This is a genomic window from Candidatus Poseidonia alphae (genome assembly GCF_943787815.1).
GTDB classification, from domain to species: Archaea; Thermoplasmatota; Poseidoniia; order Poseidoniales; family Poseidoniaceae; genus Poseidonia; species Poseidonia alphae.
In genome coordinates this window covers 386820-403361 of record NZ_CALSNW010000001.1, presented here as the reverse complement: position 1 = coordinate 403361, position 16542 = coordinate 386820, and the positions used below count along the sequence as shown (strand labels likewise).

Sequence of the window (16542 nt, the reverse complement as noted above, 5' to 3'; positions counted from 1 at the left end):
TGATAACCTCTTTCTGTTGGCTGTCCGCTATCATTGGGTCGCTGTTGTGGTTTCAATGGTGATTGCATACGACTCTTCATGAAGGTGGGGCTACAGCCACCCCCATGGACGCTCGATTAAAAAAGGCGGTTGACGCCTTCAAAAACGGAGACCCAGTCTGTCTTTTCGACTCTGAGAAACGAGAAGGAGAAACCGACTTGTTGTTTCCCGCAGAGCATGCGAAGCCGGAAACGATGCGTCAACTTCGACACGATTGTGGAGGGTTGCTGTTTCTCGCCATCGGCGATGACGTCGGAGCATGTTTTGGCCTCCCGTTCCTGCAGGACCTCCACACCGATGCATCTGCTGTGTCGAACTTCCCTGTTCTAGGCCATTTGGTCACCAACGACCTTCGCTATGATGCCCGCTCAGCCTTTACGCTCTCCATCAATCACAGAGATACCTACACGGGAATTACCGACCATGACCGCTCGCTTACGACCCGCAGATTTGCAGAGTTGGCGAAGTCAGTCATGGATTCAGGTGATTCATTGGAGGTTGCTATTGAAACACTAGGAGCAGAGTTCCGAACGCCTGGCCACATCCCAGTTTGTCGAGAGGCAGAGGGTGGATTGGCCCGACGTCAAGGTCACACGGAATTGGCCGTTGGACTTGCTCGTCTTGCAGGCATGACGCCTGTCGTCATCGGCGCCGAAATGCTTCAACCCAACGGGGATTTTGCTTTGTCGGTTGATGACGCAAGGGAATGGGCGGAGTTGCGTGGGATTCCGTTCCTTGAAGGTGCAGACTTACTGCGAGCGTTTGCTGATGAAACACCGTCATCCTCTTGAAGAACAAACCCTCCGTTACCAAAGGTGATACCGTGAAGCGAATCATGGCTGTTGGAGTTTTCGACCTGCTTCATGCAGGACATCTCCACTATCTTGAGCAAGCAAAAGCACTCGGTAGCCACCTTACCGTGGTGGTCGCACACGACGATACGGTTCGCAAAAGAAAACACAATCCCATTACCAGCCATGACCTCCGGAAACGCATGGTAGAGGGCCTCAAGCCAGTGGACGATGTGTTCATCGGAAACCCCCCTGAAGTCCCGATTTTCGATATCCTGCCCCAGGTTAAACCGGATATTATCGCCCTCGGCTACGACCAAGAACACGCAGAGGAAAACATCCGATCTGCGTTAAAATCACGCGGATACGGCACCATTGAAGTTGTTCGTGTAGAAGGCCTAACCGACGATTTAGACGGTACCCGAAAAATCATTGCCCGAATACTTGAACGTGCAGCCAACCAGGAGGCATGAACATGTTTACCGGAATCGTTCAAGGAAAAGGCCAACTGGTCGGCCTCCAAAAGGGAGAGCAGGTACAAACCCTCACCGTTCAACTGCCCGATGCAGTTGGCTTGGAGCGAGGGGCAAGCGTTGCTCTCAACGGGGTTTGTTTGACGGCAACGGACATTGTCGGAAACCAGGTCGCCTTCGACGTCATTCCCGAGACGCTTGAGCGGACGACCTTAGGGCGCCTCAAGGTCGGGGATGAGATGAACGTAGAGCGCTCTCTCAAAATGGGAGATGAACTGGGGGGCCACTTGCTCTCCGGGCACATCATGGCCAAGGCCACCGTGGTCCATTTGACAGAGAAAGGAGAAGGCATGGACTTCAAATTAAAAGCACCTGTCACGCTCATGAAGTTTATCCACGAGAAAGGATACATCGGCCTTAACGGTGCGTCCCTTACTGTTGGACGAGTTGAGGATGACACTTTTTCCATCCATTTGATTCCCGAGACACTGAGGCTGACCACATTTGCATCGCTTTCATTGGACGATCAAATCAACGTCGAAATTGACTCCATGACGCAAACCATCGTCGCTACGGTGGAGCGAATGATGAAACAGGAGATATGAGGTGGCGTAACATGGTCAAGAACATCGGTATCGTTTGTGGTTCCTTCCACCGTGAAGAAGTTGAACGCATGCTCGCATGGGCAAGAGAAGAAGCCGACGCGAACGATTTAGAAATCACTCACGTTGAATGGGTACCTGGTTCGATGGAAGTTCCGCTTGCACTCGACCGCATGCTGAGCGCTTGCGATGCTGCAGCATGTTTGGGAATCATCGAGAAAGGAGAGACCCAACACGGCCTTGCAATGGGCCAAGCGGTCATCAAAACGATTCTTGAATTGCAACTCAAGCATAACAAACCGATTGGCTTGGGGATCATCGGTCCAGGTGCAGAACAGCACCACATTGAACCAAGGTTGGAACCCCACGCACGTGCAGCAGTGCTGGCTCTCATTTGATGGAAGGGCTTAGGCTTAACAAACCCCGGTGGAGTTGGGCGGAAATGGACCACTCACTGCCCTTCTTTGGCGCGGAATAGAACGTGCGAACCTTCAAACACCCCCTCCGTCCAAACGCTGGATGGAGAACAACATGTCAGAAGTGCGCAATGTCATAATTATCGGTTCAGGTCCTGCAGGATACACCGCAGGATTGTACACTGGGCGAGCCATGCTGAACCCCCTCATGTTTGCCGGTTACATGTCAGGTGGACAACTGATGTTGACCAGCGACATTGAAAATTTCCCCGGATATCCCAAGGGGATTGGAGGGCCTGAAATGATGACGGAACTGCGCGAACAAGCGGAACGGTTTGGCCTGGAAGTTCAAGACCGTAATGTCGATTCAGTCGATACATCAGAGCGCCCATTCAAGGTTGAAGTGGAAGGTGAGACGTTCCTTACTCACTCCATTATTGTCTGTACAGGGGCCGAATCCATTTGGTTGAACGCCCCCGGGGAAGAAGCCCAAAAAGGCCGAGGTATTTCCACGTGCGCCACCTGCGACGGTGCCTTTTTCCGCGATGAAGAAGTCCTGGTCATTGGCGGCGGAGATTCTGCTTGTGAGGAGGCTACCTTCCTCACGCGTTTTGCGAGTAAGGTCACGCTCATTCACCGAAGAGATGTGTTCAAAGCATCAACCATTATGTACGAACGCGCTGCAAATCACGATAAAATTGAGATTCGTACCTTCCGTCAGGTCAAAGAATGGTTGTCTGATGAAAAAGGCCTCACCGGTGCAGTGCTTGAAAACATACAAGACGGAACGACAGAGACCATCAATGCAACTGGGGCTTTCATCGCAATCGGTCACAAACCGATTACTGGATTTTTGAGCGGTCAAGTTGAAACCGATGAAAACGGTTACATCGTCAACAAAGAATACACTATGACCTCTGTCCCGGGCATTTTTGCCGCAGGTGACGTCGTTGATACCCGTTACAAGCAAGCGATTACCGCTGCTGGAATGGGATGCTCTGCTGCAATTGATGTTGAAAAGTGGCTTGAAGAGAACGTCCACTGAGGGCGGTGCATTCATCAAAGTGGCTCCGCTGGCCAGTTCATGGTTGACCTTGAACGTCATGCGCGTCACCTTTCCCTCCCCAATGTTGGGATTAAGGGTCAACAGCGCTTGGTTGATGCCAGCATTCTCATCATTGGTGCCGGTGGATTAGGCTCTCCAGCAGCCCTTTACCTCGCTGCTGCAGGCGTTGGCCATCTTGGCTTGATTGATGATGATGTCGTGGACCTTTCAAATCTTCAACGTCAAATTCTTCATACTTCAGAAAGCGTAGGGACGCCCAAAGTTGAATCCGCTAAGAAGCGCCTCCATGCATTGGATGAAGGCATTAAGGTCACATCATTCCAAACCCGTTTCAACCCAGGGAATGCCATGCAATTGCTTGAGATGGGATGGGATCTCGTCATCGACGGCACGGATAACATTCCGACGCGATACCTCATTGACGATGCCTGCGCATTGAAGGGGATACCTTGGGTCTACGGTTCAATCTTCCAATTCGAAGGACAAGTTTCTGTATTTGGATATCAAGGAGGCCCTTCGTATCGGGACCTTTTCCCTGAACCCCCACCTCCAAATGCAGTTCCGAGTTGCGAAGAAGCTGGTGTGTTCGGAGTCCTTCCTGGAGTGATTGGATTGCTTCAAGCAACAGAGGCGATAAAACTCTTGCTCGGACTCAACGTGGCTCTTTCAGGACGGTTACTCATTTACGATGCAACGGCGATGTCCTTCACTCAGTTATCGTTCGAACGGGATGAAGAGCGTACAAAAATTTTGGATTTGAGTTTATCCTCAGCCATGTTTAACGCTTCTGAATGGTGTTCTCTCGAAACCGGTACAATACATGGAGGCATTAAAAAACAGGAAGCCCACCAGGGCGAGAACATGTTCAACCACATTTCCATCTCCGATGCTTTGCAGCGACGTTCCAGTGGATGGTCACCGTTTATTCTTGATGTTCGCTCAGATGGTGAATACCATCAAGCACATGCGGCTTCATGCGACTTGCAAGTCCCCCATGACCAAGTTGGTTCTGCCCTTGATCAAATTCCCTCCGACCGCGATATTCTGGTTTATTGTCGAAGTGGAATGCGTTCTCAAATCGCAGCGATGAGCATGATTCAAGCAGGATACGATGCGACACGCGTGTACAACCTTGACGGTGGAATCACCGCGTGGAAGGCAGCAGCGCCTGATGAAATCATTAATTGATTCGGAGTGCTTCTCCACAGTGCTTGCAATGCTTTGCATTCCGATCATGTCCCTCTCTGGAACATGAGCTGCAAGCACGGGTGTCAACCTCTCCCAGTTTCATCAGCTCCGATGACACGATTCCTGTTGGGACAATGATAAGGCTGTATCCAAGCACCATAATCACAACAGCCAGCAACTTACCCAATGGCGTTAAGGGGACCGCATCTCCATACCCCGTCCCAGTGATGGTAGTCAGCGACCAATACACGCTTTGTGGTATTGATGTGAAGCCGTTTGCTGGGCCTTCCAAAAGGTACATCATCGCTCCAGAAATGAACCCAAGAATTGTCACAGTGAACAGGAATATGATGATTCGGGTTTTTGATTGTAAAAGGGCCTCGAACAGCACCTCACCTTCTCCGATATAGCGGCTCAATTTCAGAACTCGGAACATCCTGAGCAAGCGCAATGCTCGAACAATGAGGAGGCTTTGTGCTCCAGGTACAATCAAACTCAGGTAGGTGGGTATTATCGCAATCAAGTCAACGATTCCGAAAAATGAAGTGGCATATTGCTGGGATTTCTTGGTCGAGTAGAGGCGAAGGAGGTATTCCAAGGTAAAGAGGATGGTAATGGCCCATTCAATCAGTCGCAATTCAGTGTGATATGCCTTGTCAATCGAGTCAACGCTTTCCAAGGAAACGGTGAGGATTGATGTTAAAATCGCTATCAACAACGCGATGTCAAAAAATTTCCCTGAGGGCGTGTCAGCCTCAAAAATGATTTGTTGGATTCGCTCTTTTCTAGAGACCTTTACGACAGATTCAGCCTCGGCCATAATGCGGGACTTCCCAAGTGGTTTAAGGAAGATTTCGCTCAAGTGCAACCCATTGGCGAGTTTTCGGGCAACTTACCAAAATACGGGCCGCTTTTCGAATTTGGAGGGTGATATTGAAAGGCGCGGCTCCCTTCCTCAAATTGAGGAGGGGGTAACGATAGTAAAAATCATGGTTGCCGATGAAAATCAAGGCCGTCGGGACCTCCTCGCCAACACCTTTCAGAGAGAAGGTTTTGATGTAACGAGAACTCCGACATTGAGGCAAACAGAAGCGACAGCGCTCGTCACTTTCCCCGATGTTCTTTTGCTTGAGAGTGAATGGAGTCAAGGGAGCGTCCTCGATGTTTGTCAAAAGATGAACAACAGCCCACAATTCCGTAACAACACCCGTATTGTCGTTCTATCAAGAACCATCACGCCTGATTTTCTTTCCTCCGCGGCAATGGCTGGAGTTGCGGAAGTCATTGGCAAACCCATTGACATGAACCAACTCATCAATCAAATGCAACGTCACGCATCAAAGCAATTCGTTGCACCACCGGCCGAAATAGCCCCTACTCAAGGAGGTGGACTTGGCGGTCAACGGTTTGACGTATCCATGACCATGAATGACAGTCAATGGGCGCTTCCTATGCTGCGTAGACTGGTCGAGGCAGGGAACATTGATGATGAGTTTGTTCGTGACCTCCAAACTGAAATGGGAAAGGTAGAGGACGAGGAAGACGAGCCACTTCTTTCTTCAGAAGAATTGACGACGATGGTACGTCTTGCGCTTAACCGTCTTGTTGGCTCTGAAGATTTAGACGACCAAGCATCTCAAGAAGTAGGTAAAGGCCCGTCGTTTCGTTCAATTAGCAAGGGGGCAAGTCTCTCTGACGGGGCAAAGCCGAACCTCGCCCCTCAAGGAGGTCTTGGCGGTTCAATGGAAGATATTCTCGAAAAGCAAGCAGAAGAACTTGCAGCAGAGGTCGAGGGGAAAATGGACGAAATTCTTGATGAGGAGCCAGAATATATTTCTCTGTTGATGCCCGATTCCCAATCTTACATCGATCCTGAGGCTCTTGTCATGACTCAACTCACGACCGAGGTGGTTCATGACTTACTCAAACTCCTCAAACGCCCTGGTGCTGTTTCAGACATCACCCTCCTCACGCAAATTGAGGATGCCCTCGTTTTGACCGGTGATGTATTGGAGGCCCTTCCTGCGAAGGAGGAAGAAGAATGAAAGTTTCTATAGAGCAAAGGCAAGCGGTCGCTTTCCGTGCTTTAATTGCTGCATTCTTTGTCAATTTTCTCGGATATGCCTTCATCGTACCCATTCTTCCTTCATGGCAAACACAGTTTGACATCAATGCTACACAAGCAACACTTCTCGTTTCGCTATGGGCGGTACCTATGTTTTTGATGGGGCCTATGTCCGGGAGAATAACGGACCGATTTGGAGCAGGGACTACGATTCTGACCAGTCTTATTTTGCTGACCATCTCGAGCGGAGTCTACCTGCTGGCTACCAACGAATGGTTGCCTCACCCGTTCCTCGCCCTCTGTTTTGCTCGGTTGCTTCACGGGGCATCAGGAGCGACCATCATGACCGCAGGTTTAGCCGCAGCGTCTCAACTTTGGCCAACACGATTTGGAGAACAGGCAGGGAAATTGCTTGGTATTGCCGCAATAGGTGGACTGCTAGGTCCCGTATTTGGAGGAATACTTTTTGCTTGGGGCGAAGCATCAGCATTTGGCTTCCTTGGCCTGGTGACGTTTTCGGTAATTCCGTTCATCATCTCTGCTGGTCCATCCCTCGGGAAAGCACAGGAACCGTCTCTCGGAGGTGCATCTGTAAAGGTATTTTTCACCGATCCAGTCTTGCTTCGGGTTGGAATATTACTGGCCATCACGACCGTTGCAACGGGGGCTCTCGAGGCTGGTGTTCCTTTGTTTTTGGATGATACGCTGGGGTTGAGTTCAGCCGAAATTGGAGGTGTCCTTTTGGTCATGGTCTTGATGCAAGGTCTTGGCTCGCTTATTTGGGGCAAACTCGTTGACCGCAACGGACCTACACGGTACATGATTCTCGGGTGGGCCGTCGTTGTTGCTTCACTCCTTGGAGTTGGTTTTGTGGGATGGAAGTTTTCTGGAAACAATGCTGTTTTCGGAATGATTGTACTCCTCGGAGCGTTCCAATTTTCAATTGCTGCTGCCCAAATCCCCATGCTCCCCATCATTGATACTGCAACAAACCGAGCACTGGGGGACGGAAACCCGGGTTTGGCTTTCGGAGCGTTTGGGACCGCTTGGGCTGCGGGGACCATTCTCGGACCTCTCATGGTCGGTCCAGTGTTTGACATCTTCCAATCTTGGGCATTGGCCCTTGGTGTGCTTGCCCTGCCGGCCAGTGTTGCATTATTCATTACGCTCAAGAACAGAGAAATGCTTCACGAATGTTACGATTCAGAGATGCAGCGCCGTTTAGGGGCCGATTGATTTCCCTATTTGTTCATAGGTTGCACAAACATAGTATTGAAACGAACCGCTTCATGGCAGGGTTGAGGTGGCGTTATGACTCAGGGTGAACTACCACAAATTTTCGGTTCGGTTTGGACTCCAAAAGAACCACTTAATTTCGTTCAGCCACTCGTTCAGGAGGCCGCCCGTTCAGAAGTTCTCTCCTTTGTCGCTCAACGGCATGACGCTCATCTTTTCCTCGTTGCTAACGTTTGGGACCATGTGGTTAGCAACGAACCAAATCAGTTCGAAGGGCCGTCATGGCATACCTTCTCGAAACGGTTCTTGAACGGTCTTGAACGAGGCATGAAGAAGCAAGCTACAACCTCTCTGAAGGAGGAACTTGAGCGAGAAGTCATCCCTCGACGTAGCATGGAACTCATGCTTGAGCGTCGTCGAACACATTTCCTCATTGACATGCGTTTGATGCTTCGCCGTCTCGCACACTACATGGCCATCACGGTTGATCATCGTATGGAATGGCAGCGCTACATGACCCGCACACGCTACCTCGATACCTCACTCAAGGACCTGTTTACCGAAGGTGTTGAAACACCAGATGGAGGGACCTTTGGGGGCAAAGGGTTCCGGTCAACATGGCAGGAAGGCGTCGTCGCTGTTGCTACTGCTCTCAAGCGACAGCCCGATGCTCCTCGCGACGCTCGGCCTGGGCAAGGATACGACGGTGACTTGGTTGCTCCAATGATTCGAGATATTGGTCTCGGCCTAGCAATGGGCGATACTGCCCTTGACGTGATGGCTGCGAACCTTGGTAAAGCGGGCTCAAACCAAAACGGTGGATGGGAGAATGCAGGAGGACGTGACCTTCACGTCGGTGCATGGCATGTGGGCGTTCTACCACCTACCGCACCGCTTCCAATCGCCAGCGTCACGATGACTGGACTGGCTTTTGCAGCATGGCGCAAGGGGCTAGAAAGGTTCCACGTCGCCTGTATCGGGGAAGGTTCCTCTTCCAGTGGGGAGTTCTGGGAGGCGATGAATCTTGCAGGAGCACGCGGTCTACCCATCACTTACATTCTTCAGAACAATCAGATCGCTCTTGATACCCCGCCTGCGAAACAATCTGGTGTTGAATTATGGGCGGATAAAGCCGAAGCAATGGGCTTTCCATCTTGGACCATTGACGGCTCAGACCCAGCCGCCTGGCATGCCTCAACAGCAGTAGCACGCGAATTCTCTCTTGCAGGAGGCGGTCCGACGCTCATCCATGTCGAAACCATGCGGGGGTGCGGTCATGCTCATCACCACGATGATTTGTATCTCGGCAATCCCAGCGGAACCCCTCCGGGATACGTTGACCGCGACCTCCTCGCCTATTGGGAGGCAAAAGACCCGCTACCGAACCATCGCAACTTGCTTTTGGATTTGGGGGTTCACGAACACGACCTCACTACCATGGAACAGGAGGAACAGGAACGCGTCAATACTGCACGGACCGATCTTGATGCAATGGAATGGCCTCTGCCGGAAACTGTAACCAAAGGCGTAACATCTCTTCATGATGCAGACACTCACTTGGACCGTCAACACCGCTATCAGGGCACGATACGCCAACCCTCAACTGCAGGTCCTTTGGCCCTCGGTGAAACCCAGCTCGTCTATGCGGAAAAAGGAGGCTGGACCTATGCACGAGCCATCCAGCAAGCCATGGCTGATATCGCAACAACATTCGGTGAAGACTGCGTCTTCATCGGAGAAGACATGGAAGTTGCCGGTGCGTTTGGAATGAATATGGCTCTAAAAAATGCAGGGCATGAAGACAAGTTGGTTGACATGCCGCTTTGCGAAGCGGTAATCGTTCATACCGGAATTGGTGCTGCATTATCGGGTATGCGTCCAATGGTTGAAATCCAATTTGGTGGATTCGCCGCATTGGGCTTCAATGCCCTCATCAATAACGCCTCAATGCTTCGCTGGCGCTGGGGTGCAGATTGTCCCATGACCGTCCGCATTCCACTCGGAGCCCGAACGCGCTCTGGGCCATTCCATGCAAACATGATTGAATCCTGGTTTGCAAATGATCCGGGTCTCATCGTTCTTGCTCCAGGAACCCCTCAAGATGCTTATGACCTTCTCGTTGAAGCCTCTCACCTCCCCGACCCGGTATTGATGCTCGAGCACATTGGCCTTTACGGTCTGCGAGGAGGATTGACCGGTTGGGGCATGAACATCAATCAACATGTGGACACAGAATCCGTGAAGAAACGTATTGAGGCCGGAGAGAACTTGGCCATTGGTCAAGCCAATATCATCAGAGGTGGCCGTGATGTGACGCTCGTTACATGGGGCGCTATGGTTCACGTTGCATTGCAGGCGGCTGAAAAGCTTGCAGAGGAAGACATTGAAGTCGAAATCATTGATTTGAGGACACTCATTCCATTTGATGCAGCAACATGCATACAATCGGTTCAGCGAACAAACCGACTGGTGATTCTCCAAGAGGGTCAATGGTCGGGTGGACTTGGCCACACGGTGCAGTCACGAATCATGGAAGAGTGCTTTTACGAACTTGAATCTGCTCCTTGCGTCATTGGCGCATTGGATACACCCGTGCCGTTTTCTCCACCATTGGAAAACCATACCGTTCCATCGCTTGAGTACGTGATCACAATGCTTCGTGCATCGGTTCAATCTTGACGTTGCTTCTTTGGAAAGGTAATCCGCTTGATGTCGCATGCAAACCAGGCGCCAAGCACCGTAGATGTTCCGTAAAAGAGCAGGCTTGCCCACAATCCTGAAACGGCATTTGGACCAAAGGTTCGTGCTGGATTCATACTCGCTCCAGTCGCTGGTCCGGTGAGGAATGCAAGAATTCCAACGGTGGCCCCAACCCACACGGCAAGGAGGACGATGGAAGGTTCAGTCCGTACAACGGCAAAGATACTCAACATCAAAAGCAAGGAGATGGACACTTCAATCGCGAACGCCTCAATGAGGGTAAGGTGAGAGGCTACCACCGTTGGTCCTGCGCCACCAAGTGCAATTGCAGCAACAAGTGCTCCTGTCATCTGTCCAGCAATGTACAGCAGCAGTTGGCTGTTTTCAAGTTCTCCTTCCCTCCAAAAAGCGATGGAAACTGCGGGATTGATGTGGGCTCCGCTCAGGTTGCCAAACAAAAGAATAGCGAGCATGACCGCGAATGCAAAAGTCAATGAAATCCAAGCATGGCTTGCGCCGTAGAATATGCTTCCACAACCAAGCCCAACCATCAGTGCTGTGCCAAGAAATTCAAAGAACGCTTGGCGGCTCATGGTGTGGGCGAGTTGTCCTCGTCTTGAAACCATTTTGCACCATTACTACGAGGACAACCATGCGAACGGTCAAGAAGGGTATTCCCTTGGAAGAACCATGGGGGATGAAAAGAATGTCATGGGCATTCCGCAGTTGGTCCTCAGCAATACTCTTCTCATCAATGGAGCCTTGTTTTTAGGCCTCGTTGGGATTCATACAGGCATCGATGAGGTCTATTTGGACAGCATCCCGGTATCCATTACACTTCTCATATTGGCCATGGCATTGCTGATTAAATCTGCAGACTTTTTCATTGAAGGGGCAAAGGGCCTGGCTTATCGGGCAGGACTTCCAGAGGTTGTTATTGGCCTTACCATTGTCTCTATAGGCACCTCACTTCCAGAAATTTTAGTTACGACTACCTCGGCTGCAGACATGCGCTTCCGAGGAGCAGATGCTCAATTTGCAGACTTCGCCCTTGGGGGGATTTTCGGCTCAATTCTCGTCCAAATCACGTTTATTCTTGGCGTAGTTGTGACGTTTCGTGGTGTAAAAATCCGCCCCTCTTGGCTCAAAAGAGACGGTTTGATCATGCTCGGTTCGATTCTCCTCCTCACCTTCTTTTTGAACACTGGAGGGGTGCTGAGCAGTCTTGAAGGATTGATTCTTGTGAGCCTTTACGGAATTTACATCTATTGGTTGTTGTCGAATCGTGAGGAGATCATGCGAGAAGAGATGACCGAAGAGAGTCCCGTTGAACGGGTGTCAAACTGGACCACTGCGTCATATATCGTCATGGTCACACTCGGCCTTGTTTTAGCCCTATTTGCAGCTCACCACCTCGTAGAAATCGCCAGTGACATGGCTTATGAACTCAACGTCCCGCATGCAGTTGTCGGAACGACTGTTTCAGGATTAGGAACCTCTTTGCCCGAACTGACCATCGCCTTTATGGCCGCAAAACGGAGTGAAGGCGTTGCCATCGGAGCCCTCATTGGGTCCAACATTACCGACCCGCTCCTTTCTGTTGGCCTTGCCGCCATGGTCTTCCCATTGTCATTGACCGCCGAAGGTTATCCATTGACCATGCACCTCATTATCCCAGCAACCGTTCTTGGAACCATGGTTGCCTTAGGAATGATGCGTTCGCAATACGAATTCAAGCGCTGGGAAGGCATTGCCCTAATTTTCTTTTATCTTATCTTTTTGGGGTTACTTGTCGCACACCGGCAGGGCATTCTTGTTCTTTGACGGAAACAACCTCGGAGAATGAATCCTAATCGCCTTAAGGGAGCGGCTCTTGGGAACATCATGGTCGACTTCCAACTCGATGAGATGCAAACCATGCTCAAAGAACTCGCTCATGAGTTCGCAGTGGATGAAATTCGTCCAAAGGCAGAACATTGGGATGAAGAGTCAGTTTATCCGATTGAGACCATTCGTCAAGCCCATGAGATGGGGTTGCTTAACCTTCACATTCCTGAAGCATATGGCGGCGCAGGCCTTGGCTCGCTCGAGGAAGTCCTCGTTAACGAGGAACTGGCATGGGGCGACCCTGGTTTTGCAACTGCAGCCTACGCGACCGCTCTTGCCTGTGCTCCAATTATCACAGGAGCAACAGAGGAGCAAAAGAACATCTGGCTTCGTAAAGTCACTGAAGAAGGGGCCCTTGCCTCCTACGCCATCACTGAACCAGGAGCAGGTTCTGATGTTGCAGCACTCAAAACTACCGCCATCAGTGACGGTGATGAATACGTTTTGAACGGTTCAAAGATGTGGATTACTGGAGCGGGATATGCGGATTTCTTTTTCGTTTTGGCCAAAACAGACCCTAACGCTGGCTACCGAGGTATGTCTGGCTTTATTGTGGAAAAAGACACACCAGGGTTCACTCTTGGAAAGAAAGAAACCAACATGGGTCAGCGATGCTCAGACACCCGATCTCTTTCGTTTGACAACGTGAGAATCCCTGCAAGTCATCTGATTGGAGGCTCTGAATCCGGTGGATGGATGAACGCTATGAAAGCATTTGACATGAGTCGCCCCAACATCGCTGCACATGCAACGGGTCTGGGAAGGGCTGCTTACGAACACGCTCTCAATTATTCAAACGAGCGCAAAACATTCGGTAAACCTCTTCACCAACATCAAGCCGTCCAATTTATGCTTGCAGATATGAAAACAAGCATTGAGGCATCGAGAATGCTTACATGGAAATCTGCATCCGAATTTGACAATGGAATCCGCAACACTGAGTCTGCTGCCCACGCAAAACGCTTTGCGGCAGACATGGCCATGAAAGTAACGACCGATGCGGTTCAGGTGTATGGCGGCTACGGTTACTCAGAGGAGTATCCCGTTGCCCGCTTGATGCGGGGAGCGAAGGTCATGCAAATCTACGAAGGCTCATCTCAAGTTCAACGGATGATTATCGGCCGTGAAATCACCAAGGATTTCTGATCAATCCAAACCCCGAATAAGCGCTTCTTCGATGTCCCAAATCTGATTTTCATCGTGATGCCAGGGGACCTCTTCCTTTGTGTATGCCACTTCTTCCTTTCGGTCAAACCATTCTTGGAAGTTCATGTACTCATGTTCATTTGCAGAGGCTTGGTCATCGTCAGCAAACGTTTCACTGATTTGGTCTGCTTCACAAGTAAGGTCAATCAGACGCTGTTGAGCTTGCCGACGTGGATTGGGTTCGTACTCAAATTCATCATCATCATAAAACAATTCATCGTTGTACATGGCACCTTCCGCAGTAAACTTGTACACGTCGAGGAGAGCTTCTCGTGGAGCAATGACAAATTGTGCGAGCAAACCGATACGTACTGCTGTTCTGCGGTCGTCTCTCAGTCCGAGTGCAAGGGTTGCAAGTTGGTCTCCAATGGGGAGGTCTTTGCCTCCATGTTCAGGGTAAATGCAAAGGCGTACAGAATAATCGTTTAGGGTCAAAAGGTCGGTTTTTCGAGGGGCTGCGCGAACGTCAAAACCCCAGACGACTCCATCTTCCATTTCACCGATCAAGTTTTGATTAATTGTTTTTTCAGGCACCGCCTGAAGTGAATACCAACGCCTTGAACTACCTTTTATCCGGACCGATGGAAGTCCGTTTGGGAGCGCATAAGTCTCCAAGTGTTGCGATGAATCGCAAATGGACTTGAGGAATTCAAGTCCACGGTCATGAGCAGCCCGCTTTTGGACGGTCCATGATTGGGGTATTTTCCATACCTTCATGTCAGGTTTTGCGGTTGACTCTATTTGAAGGAAAAGAGGAAAAGCAATTGGTCGGCAACGGTTGGAGCGAACATGGCTCGCTCTGTACCTGGCATTATCCTTGCAGCAGGGGCAAGTTCCCGACTCGGCGAACCGAAATTGTTGGTTAACGTTGGAGGTACCCCATTGGTCCGGTGGGCATATGAGAACCTGAAGGCGGCTGGCTGCGAACCCATCATTGTGGTTACGCGGGCTGAGTTATCTGTTGATGTGCTCTTGGCGGTCCCCGATGCGATTGTGAGCATCAACCCTCACCCCGAAGCGGGACGCACCGGTAGCCTTCAGAACGGTATTTCTTCGCTTCATTCCGAACTGGGAAGGTTGCCTCGGAAGGTGGTCATGGCGCCCGTTGACCGCCCCGGCTGGAATGCAAGTTTAGTGAAGGCCTTGACGGGCCATGACGAGTCGGTGTGCCCAATCCATCAAGGAAGAAAGGGCCACCCAGTGGTTCTTAATGGCGATGACCTTGAGCGCATATTGTCTGTTTCCAGCGCTACGCCATTGCGTGACATCGTTTCGTTCAAGGAAGTAACGGTCCATGGACCATGGCTCCATCTGAACATCGATACGCCAGAATCACTTAGCAACTTGCAAGAAGATGCGGCAGAACTGCACGCCTATTTTTTGCGATGACAAGGGATATGAGGGCAAGCCGAGAGGGTTGTGCATGACGGCTCGTGTACTCCAATGGGCCTTGAGCCGATTGAATGCACAACACAAGGTTGTACTTGCAACGGTGTTGAATACTTCAGGTAGCGTTCCGGGAAAAACGGGTGCTCGTCTAGCGATGACCGCTCCTGATTTGAGTTGGGAAGGAACCGTTGGGGGGGCTGGCTTGGAACTAAAGGTCCTCAATCGTTGCAAAATCTTGCTCGAGCAGTCGACAATACCCGTCGCAGAAGTGGTGACCTACGGCCTGAATAAAGGGGCGAAGGGCTATGAAGTGCAACCCCTTGATTCGTTATGCGGTGGGCAAGTCACCCTCTCGCTTGAAGTGATGATTCCTATGCCCCACGTATTCCTCATGGGCGGCGGTCACTGCGGCCAAGCGATTGCAACACTGCTTGACCAAGTTGGCTGGTCGTACTCCGTACACGATACACGGCCTGAATTTGCTTCTAGCGAATTGTATCCTTCCGCAGTGGCCCTCTCTTCCAAGGACATTGAGGCGCTTCTTTCCAATGAATCTCTCAAGTCCATGAACCGATTTTCAGACGTCTTGCTCCTCGGGCACGATTGGAGTGAAGACCAAGAACGGCTTCTTGGTCTGTTGGGTTTGTTCAATCAAGATGGCGTGGCATTGGATGGTTCCACTGCCCCGCGTGTTGGGGTGATTGGTAGCCGGTCAAAATGGCAGGCTTTTCGTGCTGAATGTGAAGGTCGTGGTTTGCCCAGTACCCTATTGGACCAGGTGATCTGTCCCATTGGATTGAACATTGGTGCGGAATCACCTGAAGAGATTGCTGTAGCAGTGGTCGCACAAATCATGTCTGCCTTCAAGAGAAAAGATCCCACTGAGCCAACGTGGCGTCAAGATTGAGGGACGAACAAATTCGTTCTGAAGTGCTTCAACTCTTCAATGGATTCGAGGATATCATCGAGGGCTAAATGTGCCCCTTTCTTCGCGTAGAAGGGAGTCTTAGGATACCATCTGCGAGCAAGTTCCTTGATGGTTGATACATCCACCATCCGATAATGAAGCATCTCTAAAATCGCCGGCATTTCTTTGGCAAGGAATTGTCGGTCGTTCCAAACACTGTTCCCACAAAGAGGAGCAGTTCCCGGTTCAATCCACTCTTTTAGAAATTCGACCGTTTCCCGTTCCGCATCCCCCAATTCCGTACCTTCTTCATGAATACGTTGCACCAATCCACTCCCATGGTGGTGCCTTGTGTTCCATTCATCCATCCCGTCAAGAAGTTCTTGTTGAACGTTAATCGCTAGATTCGGGCCAGTGGCTAGGATGTTCAGTTCACTGTCAGTAATGACGGTAGCAATCTCAATGATGGACTCACGTTCAAGGTCAAGCCCGGTCATTTCGAGGTCAATCCAAACCATCCGTTGAGATGTTTCACTCATGCTTTGCCCTGAGTGGGCTCAGGTCTTTGTTGTTCGCA

General features: G+C 50.7%; 17 protein-coding genes. 13 read left to right on the top strand and 4 right to left on the bottom strand.

Annotated elements, in window-relative coordinates; translation table 11 throughout:
* The first annotated feature begins 104 nt into the window (after positions 1 to 104).
* From ribB to moeB, 6 genes are read left to right on the top strand one after another with little or no spacing between them, the layout of a single operon-like run.
* Complete coding sequence (gene ribB / locus AAA857_RS01825) at positions 105 to 830, top strand: 3,4-dihydroxy-2-butanone-4-phosphate synthase (RefSeq protein ID WP_338172480.1); 726 nt, start codon at positions 105 to 107, stop codon at positions 828 to 830.
* A 32-nt stretch (positions 831 to 862) separates the two neighbouring features.
* Entirely contained in the window at positions 863 to 1303 is a 441-nt protein-coding gene (locus tag AAA857_RS01820; protein WP_338172478.1) for an adenylyltransferase/cytidyltransferase family protein, read from the top strand.
* 2 nt (positions 1304 to 1305) lie between these two features.
* Positions 1306 to 1908 carry a riboflavin synthase subunit alpha gene (locus AAA857_RS01815; protein ID WP_338172476.1) on the top strand — a complete coding sequence of 201 codons (603 nt, stop codon included), beginning with the start codon at positions 1306 to 1308 and terminating at the stop codon, positions 1906 to 1908.
* Positions 1909 to 1919: 11 nt separating this feature from the next.
* On the top strand, positions 1920 to 2303 hold the full coding sequence (locus AAA857_RS01810; protein WP_338172475.1) for a 6,7-dimethyl-8-ribityllumazine synthase: 384 nt from the start codon (positions 1920 to 1922) through the stop codon (positions 2301 to 2303).
* A 34-nt stretch (positions 2304 to 2337) separates the two neighbouring features.
* Complete coding sequence (trxB, locus tag AAA857_RS01805) at positions 2338 to 3366, top strand: thioredoxin-disulfide reductase (protein WP_338172473.1); 1029 nt, start codon at positions 2338 to 2340, stop codon at positions 3364 to 3366.
* A 39-nt stretch (positions 3367 to 3405) separates the two neighbouring features.
* Positions 3406 to 4575: a molybdopterin-synthase adenylyltransferase MoeB gene (gene moeB, locus AAA857_RS01800; protein ID WP_338172471.1), complete on the top strand. Its 1170-nt coding sequence runs from the start codon at positions 3406 to 3408 to the stop codon at positions 4573 to 4575.
* Here moeB and AAA857_RS01795 read toward each other — a convergent pair.
* Positions 4568 to 5395, bottom strand: coding sequence for an ion transporter (locus AAA857_RS01795; RefSeq protein ID WP_338172469.1), 828 nt, complete (start codon positions 5393 to 5395; stop codon positions 4568 to 4570). The genes moeB and AAA857_RS01795 overlap by 8 nt on opposite strands.
* Before the next feature lie 169 nt (positions 5396 to 5564).
* Between AAA857_RS01795 and AAA857_RS01790 the strand changes: the two genes are divergently transcribed.
* The 3 genes from AAA857_RS01790 to AAA857_RS01780 all read left to right on the top strand — a co-directional run bounded on the left by AAA857_RS01790 (position 5565) and on the right by AAA857_RS01780 (position 10555).
* Positions 5565 to 6620, top strand: coding sequence for a response regulator (locus tag AAA857_RS01790; protein WP_338172467.1), 1056 nt, complete (start codon positions 5565 to 5567; stop codon positions 6618 to 6620).
* Complete coding sequence (locus AAA857_RS01785; protein WP_338172465.1) at positions 6617 to 7876, top strand: MFS transporter; 1260 nt, start codon at positions 6617 to 6619, stop codon at positions 7874 to 7876. The genes AAA857_RS01790 and AAA857_RS01785 overlap by 4 nt, the downstream gene beginning before the upstream one ends.
* A gap of 75 nt (positions 7877 to 7951) precedes the next feature.
* Positions 7952 to 10555: a transketolase C-terminal domain-containing protein gene (locus AAA857_RS01780; protein ID WP_338172463.1), complete on the top strand. Its 2604-nt coding sequence runs from the start codon at positions 7952 to 7954 to the stop codon at positions 10553 to 10555.
* Here the strand turns inward: AAA857_RS01780 and AAA857_RS01775 are convergent.
* Positions 10546 to 11169, bottom strand: a complete 624-nt coding sequence (locus AAA857_RS01775; RefSeq protein ID WP_338172461.1) for an aquaporin — start codon at positions 11167 to 11169, stop codon at positions 10546 to 10548. The two genes, AAA857_RS01780 and AAA857_RS01775, sit on opposite strands and share 10 nt — an antisense overlap.
* Positions 11170 to 11266: 97 nt before the next feature.
* Between AAA857_RS01775 and AAA857_RS01770 the strand changes: the two genes are divergently transcribed.
* On the top strand, positions 11267 to 12400 hold the full coding sequence (locus tag AAA857_RS01770; protein ID WP_338172459.1) for a sodium:calcium antiporter: 1134 nt from the start codon (positions 11267 to 11269) through the stop codon (positions 12398 to 12400).
* An 18-nt stretch (positions 12401 to 12418) separates the two neighbouring features.
* Positions 12419 to 13609 (top strand): acyl-CoA dehydrogenase family protein, encoded by a 1191-nt coding sequence (locus tag AAA857_RS01765; RefSeq protein ID WP_338172457.1) that lies wholly within the window; start codon positions 12419 to 12421, stop codon positions 13607 to 13609.
* Here the strand turns inward: AAA857_RS01765 and AAA857_RS01760 are convergent, their stop codons facing one another.
* On the bottom strand, positions 13610 to 14386 hold the full coding sequence (locus AAA857_RS01760; RefSeq protein WP_338172455.1) for a hypothetical protein: 777 nt from the start codon (positions 14384 to 14386) through the stop codon (positions 13610 to 13612). It abuts the gene before it with no gap.
* Positions 14387 to 14410: 24 nt separating this feature from the next.
* On the opposite strand from AAA857_RS01760, the gene AAA857_RS01755 reads away from it, so the two are divergent.
* Entirely contained in the window at positions 14411 to 15058 is a 648-nt protein-coding gene (locus AAA857_RS01755; RefSeq protein WP_338172453.1) for a nucleotidyltransferase family protein, read from the top strand.
* 34 nt (positions 15059 to 15092) lie between these two features.
* Positions 15093 to 15965 carry an XdhC/CoxI family protein gene (locus tag AAA857_RS01750; RefSeq protein WP_338172451.1) on the top strand — a complete coding sequence of 291 codons (873 nt, stop codon included), beginning with the start codon at positions 15093 to 15095 and terminating at the stop codon, positions 15963 to 15965.
* On the opposite strand, the gene orn is transcribed toward AAA857_RS01750, so the two are convergent.
* Positions 15956 to 16504, bottom strand: a complete 549-nt coding sequence (gene orn / locus AAA857_RS01745; protein ID WP_338172449.1) for an oligoribonuclease — start codon at positions 16502 to 16504, stop codon at positions 15956 to 15958. The two genes, AAA857_RS01750 and orn, sit on opposite strands and share 10 nt — an antisense overlap.
* Positions 16505 to 16542: the final 38 nt, after the last annotated feature.

What these genes read in the sequence shown, in the direction of transcription:
- AAA857_RS01785 (WP_338172465.1), top strand. Translation starts at nt 6,617, where the DNA reads ATGAAAGTTTCTATAGAGCAAAGGCAAGCGGTCGCTTTCCGTGCTTTA.
- AAA857_RS01795 (WP_338172469.1), bottom strand. Translation starts at nt 5,395, where the DNA reads ATGGCCGAGGCTGAATCTGTCGTAAAGGTCTCTAGAAAAGAGCGAATC.
- moeB (WP_338172471.1), top strand. Translation starts at nt 3,406, where the DNA reads ATGGTTGACCTTGAACGTCATGCGCGTCACCTTTCCCTCCCCAATGTT.
- AAA857_RS01750 (WP_338172451.1), top strand. Translation starts at nt 15,093, where the DNA reads ATGACGGCTCGTGTACTCCAATGGGCCTTGAGCCGATTGAATGCACAA.
- AAA857_RS01815 (WP_338172476.1), top strand. Translation starts at nt 1,306, where the DNA reads ATGTTTACCGGAATCGTTCAAGGAAAAGGCCAACTGGTCGGCCTCCAA.
- AAA857_RS01790 (WP_338172467.1), top strand. Translation starts at nt 5,565, where the DNA reads ATGGTTGCCGATGAAAATCAAGGCCGTCGGGACCTCCTCGCCAACACC.
- AAA857_RS01810 (WP_338172475.1), top strand. Translation starts at nt 1,920, where the DNA reads ATGGTCAAGAACATCGGTATCGTTTGTGGTTCCTTCCACCGTGAAGAA.
- AAA857_RS01760 (WP_338172455.1), bottom strand. Translation starts at nt 14,386, where the DNA reads ATGAAGGTATGGAAAATACCCCAATCATGGACCGTCCAAAAGCGGGCT.
- AAA857_RS01770 (WP_338172459.1), top strand. Translation starts at nt 11,267, where the DNA reads ATGGGGGATGAAAAGAATGTCATGGGCATTCCGCAGTTGGTCCTCAGC.
- AAA857_RS01775 (WP_338172461.1), bottom strand. Translation starts at nt 11,169, where the DNA reads ATGAGCCGCCAAGCGTTCTTTGAATTTCTTGGCACAGCACTGATGGTT.
- AAA857_RS01765 (WP_338172457.1), top strand. Translation starts at nt 12,419, where the DNA reads ATGAATCCTAATCGCCTTAAGGGAGCGGCTCTTGGGAACATCATGGTC.
- AAA857_RS01780 (WP_338172463.1), top strand. Translation starts at nt 7,952, where the DNA reads ATGACTCAGGGTGAACTACCACAAATTTTCGGTTCGGTTTGGACTCCA.
- ribB (WP_338172480.1), top strand. Translation starts at nt 105, where the DNA reads ATGGACGCTCGATTAAAAAAGGCGGTTGACGCCTTCAAAAACGGAGAC.
- orn (WP_338172449.1), bottom strand. Translation starts at nt 16,504, where the DNA reads ATGAGTGAAACATCTCAACGGATGGTTTGGATTGACCTCGAAATGACC.